The sequence below is a fragment of the Clostridium sp. HV4-5-A1G genome, from assembly GCF_900184915.1.
Lineage (GTDB): Bacteria > Bacillota > Clostridia > Clostridiales > Clostridiaceae > Clostridium_B > Clostridium_B aromativorans.
This window is the reverse complement of record NZ_FXYI02000185.1, coordinates 1-6,577: the sequence shown is the minus strand read 5'-3', so window position 1 is coordinate 6,577 and position 6,577 is coordinate 1. Positions and strand designations below refer to the sequence as shown.

Annotated in this window: 7 protein-coding genes and 7 tRNA genes; 2 read left to right on the top strand and 12 right to left on the bottom strand. The window is 34.8% G+C overall.

What is annotated here, in order from left to right; all coding sequences use genetic code 11:
* A partial coding sequence (locus J5G60_RS15445; RefSeq protein ID WP_150356493.1) for an ATP-binding protein occupies nt 1-585 on the top strand: 585 nt, incomplete at its 5' end.
* 116 nt (nt 586-701) lie between these two features.
* On the opposite strand, the gene J5G60_RS15440 is transcribed toward J5G60_RS15445, so the two are convergent.
* The 3 genes from J5G60_RS15440 to J5G60_RS15430 are packed head-to-tail and all read right to left on the bottom strand — an operon-like array spanning nt 702 to nt 3,629.
* A complete protein-coding gene (locus tag J5G60_RS15440; RefSeq protein ID WP_150356492.1) occupies nt 702-1,847 on the bottom strand; it encodes an HlyD family secretion protein in 1,146 nt (381 codons plus the stop codon).
* A gap of 37 nt (nt 1,848-1,884) precedes the next feature.
* The gene (locus J5G60_RS15435; RefSeq protein WP_229981231.1) at nt 1,885-2,904 is read right to left on the bottom strand and encodes an ABC transporter permease; all 1,020 of its coding nucleotides are present in this window, start codon (nt 2,902-2,904) and stop codon (nt 1,885-1,887) included.
* Nucleotides 2,901-3,629, bottom strand: coding sequence for an ABC transporter ATP-binding protein (locus J5G60_RS15430; protein ID WP_150356491.1), 729 nt, complete (start codon nt 3,627-3,629; stop codon nt 2,901-2,903). Before J5G60_RS15430 ends, J5G60_RS15435 begins: the two co-directional genes overlap by 4 nt.
* 135 nt (nt 3,630-3,764) lie before the next feature.
* Here J5G60_RS15430 and J5G60_RS15425 point away from each other — a divergent pair, with 135 nt between their 5' ends.
* Entirely contained in the window at nt 3,765-4,325 is a 561-nt protein-coding gene (locus J5G60_RS15425) for a TetR-like C-terminal domain-containing protein (RefSeq protein ID WP_150356490.1), read from the top strand.
* A 55-nt stretch (nt 4,326-4,380) separates the two neighbouring features.
* On the opposite strand, the gene J5G60_RS15420 is transcribed toward J5G60_RS15425, so the two are convergent.
* From J5G60_RS15420 to J5G60_RS15380, 9 genes are all read right to left on the bottom strand, one after another.
* Nucleotides 4,381-4,456, bottom strand: a tRNA-Thr gene (locus J5G60_RS15420).
* Nucleotides 4,457-4,461: 5 nt separating this feature from the next.
* Nucleotides 4,462-4,538: transfer RNA gene (locus J5G60_RS15415), tRNA-Asp, on the bottom strand.
* A gap of 19 nt (nt 4,539-4,557) precedes the next feature.
* Nucleotides 4,558-4,633: transfer RNA gene (locus tag J5G60_RS15410), tRNA-Val, on the bottom strand.
* Nucleotides 4,634-4,642: 9 nt separating this feature from the next.
* Nucleotides 4,643-4,717: transfer RNA gene (locus J5G60_RS15405), tRNA-Glu, on the bottom strand.
* A 128-nt stretch (nt 4,718-4,845) separates the two neighbouring features.
* A tRNA-Asp gene (locus J5G60_RS15400) sits at nt 4,846-4,922 on the bottom strand.
* A 19-nt stretch (nt 4,923-4,941) separates the two neighbouring features.
* Nucleotides 4,942-5,017: transfer RNA gene (locus tag J5G60_RS15395), tRNA-Val, on the bottom strand.
* Between the two features lie 9 nt (nt 5,018-5,026).
* A tRNA-Glu gene (locus J5G60_RS15390) sits at nt 5,027-5,101 on the bottom strand.
* 189 nt (nt 5,102-5,290) lie between these two features.
* On the bottom strand, nt 5,291-6,106 hold the full coding sequence (locus J5G60_RS15385; RefSeq protein WP_150356489.1) for a pyruvate, water dikinase regulatory protein: 816 nt from the start codon (nt 6,104-6,106) through the stop codon (nt 5,291-5,293).
* A gap of 14 nt (nt 6,107-6,120) precedes the next feature.
* Nucleotides 6,121-6,501 (bottom strand): CoA-binding protein, encoded by a 381-nt coding sequence (locus J5G60_RS15380; RefSeq protein WP_150356488.1) that lies wholly within the window; start codon nt 6,499-6,501, stop codon nt 6,121-6,123.
* Nucleotides 6,502-6,577: the final 76 nt, after the last annotated feature.

Sequence of the window (6,577 nt, the reverse complement as noted above, 5' to 3'; positions counted from 1 at the left end):
ATATTAAATAAAAATAATTTTGACAATTTTAATTTTCAAGTATATTCTTCTTTAAAAAGTAAAGGAAATCCGACCAGCCCCAGGAAAAACATAGAGAGAATAGCCTCTATATCCTGGAATTACATAGAAAATTTTTCTTCTTCTAAGGAAAACTTGTTATTTTACGGCAATCCAGGCACGGGTAAAACCTTTTTATCAAATTGCATATCAAAAGAATTGCTGGATAGAGGTTTTTTAGTAGTTTACAGAACTTCAGAAGATCTAATAGAAGACTTAAAAAATATAAGATTTAAAAATGATACTAATTTAGAAGATTTCCTTATGAACTGTGATTTACTTATAATAGATGACTTGGGTTCAGAACAAATAACAGATTTTTCTAAAACTGAACTATTTAACATTCTAAATAGAAAATTATTAAAACAAAAAAAAATGCTTATATCGACTAATTGTGACTTAGAAGAACTTTTAAAATCCTATTCTGAAAGAATTTCCTCCAGATTACTGGGAGAGTTTACCCTATGTAAATTCTTCGGAGAAGACATACGCATAAAACAAAATATACAAAATAAGAATTTAAAATAAAATCCACTTTATCTAGATAGGGAGAACAGGCATGGGATCATATTCTAAATTGATCTGTGCCTATTTCCCTTATATTTTTTAATTCTCTAGAAAAATATTCAAAGTTCTATTTTCATTTATTTAAATGGGATTTCAACTTCTGCAGTCATACCAGACTTTAATATCCCAGTTTTATCTTTTATGGCAATTTTTATCTTAGTAGTTATATGATCCTTATCTGAAGTTGATTGTTTATCTTTAGGTGTGTATCCTTTCTTAAGATCAATATAATTTATCTTTCCCTTCTGTATTCCCAGTGATGTTTTTACATTCACATACTGATTATAGTGTATTTTATCCAAATACTTGTCCGGCAGATAACAGATGACATACAGATCGTCTGTCACCGCTATGTCCGCAATATTACTTCCCGCAGTCACTATATCACCTAATTCAAAATTTTTACTTATTATAATTCCATCGGACAATGCGGTTATATTGTATTTGTTAAGCTCATTTTTTGCCTGGCTAAGCTGAGCTATGGATTGATTTAGATCTTCTTGTGACGCCTTGATCTCATCGTCGGTAGGGCCATTTTCAAGAAGTTTCAGCTGGGCGTTTGCTGCCTCATAATTTGCACTGGCAGTTTCAATGGCCTGAGAGGTAGAGCCCTCCTGCATTAAATTTAACTGCTGTCTGGCATTGTCCAATTTTGATTTTGCAGACAGGAGCGTATAACTTGAAGTATCCATTTTTAACTTAACATCTTCCAGTTCTTTTTGAGATATGGCTCCTGATTTATTTAAAATCAAATATTTTTCGTAATCTGATTTGGAGTTATCATATTGAGTTTGAGCAATATTTAAATCCTGCTGTGCAATTGAAACATTGTTTTGTGACTGATTTATCTGTTCCTGTCTATTCCCCGATTTTAATAAATCAAGTTGGGCACCTGCAGCCTTGACTTGTGCTTTAGCCTGTTCAATTTGTTCAGTACGGGTGCCTGCATTTAATGAAGACAATTTTGCCTTTTTCATATCAACCACTGCCTGTAATTGAGCCACCTGATATTTTTGACTTGAATTATCTATAAGAGCAATTAGATCACCTTTTTTTACTTTTTCACCCTGATTTTTATTCATTTTTATTACCTTGCCGCCAACAGTGCTGCTTACAGAAACAGTATTGTCAGCAATATCACCTTTTAAAGTTATAGAAGATTTACTTCCACAGCCTGTTAATATAAATGCCGCAAATAGAATACATATATATATTCGTTTCATAAAACTCTCTCCCTTATCATCCTAAAATAATTCTATTTTAAATTCTGCGATATTTTTTGAGTGCCAATATATTTAATACAATAAAAACCATACAAATCCCTATTAAAATAAAAATATCTGTCCAGATCGAAGCCATTCCCCTGCCCCGTATCATGATCTGTTTTAAGGCGTCGGCTGAATAGTACAACGGCATAAATTTCCCAATTACTTGAAGCCAGGTATCCATAGTACTCATATCAAATAGCCCGGAAAAGAACACCTGCGGAACTACAACAAGTGGTATAAATTGTATCATCTGAAGTTCATTTTCCGCAAATGCAGATAGAGCAGTTCCCATAGTTAATGCTACCATGGCAGTTAGAAATGTAATTATAAGTACTAAAATAAAAGATCCCACCATCATCATATTTATAACATTGATTGAAAACCAGGCTATAAGAGCTGCCTGTATTATAGTAAAAATACCAAACCCCAAAATATATCCCAGTACAATTTCCCATCTACGTATTGGAGTAGCAAGCAGTCTCTCAAGAGTTCCCTGGGTACGTTCTCTTAGAAAAGAAACTCCAGATATTAAAAATACAAAGAAAAACACAAAGAAACCAATAAGTATAGGTCCAAAATTGTCAAATGAAGTCATATTCTCATAACCATATAAATAAGTTACATCTGGTTTAATACCTAGGTTTGCATCTTGAATACTGTTTTGAACCAGTACAATAACTGCTTTGCTTTTCCCCGGATCGCTTCCCTCAAGCGTAATATATGGAATTCCTCTCTTATAATTTATGACCGCATCCAATTTTGATTCTCTTATAAGCATATCTGCTTCACTTTCGCTGTACCTGCCTACAACTGCATACCTGCTCTCCAATCTGTCTATAAAGCTCTCAGGTGCATTTATAACGCCTATTTTTGGATCATACTGAACTCCATTAAAAATATATGACATCAACGTCAATACAAAAATAGGTGCCAATATCATAAGTGCAATAGTCCTCCGGTCATTTCTAAGCTGACGCAAGATACGTATAGTAAGTGCGGCAATTCTCATCATTTAGCACCTCCATAGTACAGAAAGGCTTCTTCTATTGTATTGGAATCAGTATTTTTTTTAAGCACATCAGGAGTGCCTGCTGCAATTACCCTTCCATTACGTATCATGCAAAGGTTATCACATTTATCAGCTTCGTCCATCACATGAGTTGTAATTATGATGGTAGTACCCTCTTTGCTTAACCTGTCCAACTCATTCCATATAGATTTCCGAAGCACAGGGTCGATGCCTACTGTAGGCTCATCCAAAATAAGTACTAAAGGCTGATTTAACATTGCAATAGCCAGTGACAGACGCCGCTTCATTCCACCAGAATATTGATTGACTTTCTTCTTTAAATGTTCAGATAAATTTACCAATTCCATGACTTCATCAATACGCTTTGTACAATTTTCTTTAGATATATTGTACATGGCAGCAAAAAACTTCAGATTTTCCTCTGCAGTTATATCTCCATAAAGGGCATCAGACTGTGCCATATACCCAATTTTATTCATCATTGAAAGTTTAGGCATTTCCTCTCCCAGTACATAAACCTGTCCCTTTGTAGGCACATCAATTCCCGCGATCATTTTAACTAGAGTTGTCTTGCCTGAACCTGAAGGTCCTAGAAGTCCGAAGATCTGTGAACAGGTCACTTTCAAGTTTATATTGTAAAGTATTTGATGCTTTCCAAAGCATCTATCTACATTTTGAACTACTACACTATAAGAACTATGCTCCATAGTATTCCTCCTCATATGCTGATTATACTACAGGGATGACTCTACATAATAAACATTTTCTCCAATTCTGTTGATTTTTATTTTACTTTACGTGTAAAATGTTAATGAATTCAACTGAAAGCGAAGTGAGCATCCATGACTTCAAAAACAAACCAGTTACTTAAAGACACCTTTATTGAACTATATACACATAAGCCTATAAACAAAATAAGCGTAAAGGAACTATGCCAGAAATCCAGTTTAAACCGCGGAACATTCTACAATTACTATGAAAATATAGATAATCTGTTGGAAGAAATAGAGGAAGGATTACTTTCCGACTTAGTAAATATAATAAAAACAGAAAATATTATAATCCATAAACAGCAGGATCTTGATATTTTTTTAGAAACCATAAGAAAAATATTCAACTACATAAAACAGCACAGTAATTATTTTAAAGCTCTCCTTGGTAAAAATGGAGATAATCTATTTACATACAAGATAAAAAGTACCATGAAAAAGAAACTTTCTATAAAATTCAAAGCAGAAAAGAGAAATGTAGGAAATTTAAATGAATATCTGCTGGAATACATATCTTCTGCGAATATAGGAGTTATAACATATTGGGTTGAAACAGGAATGAAAACAGATCCGGAAGAACTAATAGGCTTGATGATCAAAGTACTGTTTAAAGGACCTTTTAATATAAGATAATAATGTATTTAAATAAAAAATAGGCTTTACAGCTAAGTACTGTAAAACCTATCCATGGTGCTGGCAGTAAGCTTCGAACTCACGACCTACTGATTACAAGTCAGTTGCTCTACCAACTGAGCTATGCCAGCGTACATGGCGACTCAGAAGGGTATCGAACCCTCGACCTCCGGCGTGACAGGCCGGCACTCTAACCAGCTGAGCTACTGAGCCACATTAAAACAATTTCACATGGTGGGCACAACAGGGCTCGAACCTGTGACCCTCTGCTTGTAAGGCAGATGCTCTCCCAGCTGAGCTATGCGCCCATATGATTGTGGTGACCCCTAGCAGACTTGAACTGCTGTTACCACCGTGAAAGGGTGGTGTCTTAACCACTTGACCAAGGGGCCCTTATTTTATAAAATTAAAAAACACATTACAATCCTCAACTTAAATGAGTAAGCCTCCCTTCTAGAGTAGACTTCTCATTTAAGTCAATTCATTATTTGCTCTACAAATATATAGATATTTGTATACATGGCGACTCAGAAGGGTATCGAACCCTCGACCTCCGGCGTGACAGGCCGGCACTCTAACCAGCTGAGCTACTGAGCCACATTAAAACAATTTCACATGGTGGGCACAACAGGGCTCGAACCTGTGACCCTCTGCTTGTAAGGCAGATGCTCTCCCAGCTGAGCTATGCGCCCATATGATTGTGGTGACCCCTAGCAGACTTGAACTGCTGTTACCACCGTGAAAGGGTGGTGTCTTAACCACTTGACCAAGGGGCCTTATACATTCTTCTATGTTATATCCCTGCGACCTGACATAGTCTATAATACAAAATATTCTTTAAAGTGTCAACACCTTTTTCCCAGATTATAAGATTCATTTCCCTATATTTTCTCTAAAATCCTTATATATCAACACTTTAAGAAAATCTTCGAGTTTAAAATTAATTATTCAACTTTCTGCTTACCTTAATAGTTTTTTGTACCTACATACCCTATATACTCCATTATAATAAGGGCGGTATCTTCAATAGCTCTTTTTGTCACGTCTATTACTTTGCAGTGTAATTTCTTTATAAGCCTGTCCGAAAACTCCAATTCCTGAAGAACTCTCTCTTCATCAGCATACTTCAATTTTGTAGACATCATATTATATCTATCCATTCTATGTTTTCTTATTTCTATCAGATGTATAGGATCTATAGTAAGAGCCACAATCTTTTTTCTATCAACTTGAAACAGTTCCTCTGGTATCGGTACTTCCGGCATAAGTGGTATATTCAAAGCTTTTATTCCTTTATTAGCTAAATACATACAAAGTGGAGTCTTAGAAGTTCTAGAAAGTCCCAATAATACTACATCAGCATATCTTATGCCCGAATTATCCTTACTGTCATCATACCTAATAGCAAATTCCACTGCCTCTATCTTTTTATAGTACCGGGAATCTATTTCCCATACAGCACCCGGCCTGTATTCAGGTATCTTATTTAAAAGCCTAGATGCCATACTTATACAGGGCCCTAAGATGTTATTTACAGGTATACCAGATTCTATACACCTCTGAACTAAAAATTCTCTCACTTCTACAAGTACGATAGTAGATATGATCATAATATTTTCTTTGCTATCCAAGCCATTTATAAATTTATTTACATCACTACAGCTTTTTATATACGGTACCCTATGCACTTCTATATCAGAATAAAATTGACAGGCAGTTCCTTTAGCTACAAGTTCTGCAGTCTCACCTATGGAATCGGATACTGCATATATTTTTAACATAAATTAAAACCCTCCTACCTTTGATGTCTTTTAGATAATTCTGCAAGTGCACATCCACAGACAGCATCTATTCCGTTATTATTGCAAAAGTCCAATATTTCCTGGCTTTCTGCTCCAGGTTGTACTAATATCTTATCCACTCCCGCTTCATTTGCTATCTTAACTATATCAATTCCTTTGCTGGGATTTATACACAAATCCAGTACATGGATCTTTGAAAATGCCTTTTTTATATATTCGTGAGTATCTCCAGCAATATTTCTGGGGTTTATTCCAATCACATCATATCCTGAATTTTTTAGAGAATTTACTATTTTAAAGGCATATTTCCCTTCCGTAGAAACATTTCCAATCACCGCCCAATTCTTATAATAGAGAAAATTAGAAGCTTTCATACTCATACACTCCTCATAAAATAATTTCATTCTTAATATTATTATAAACAATTCTCCATAAATATATATATTTTAT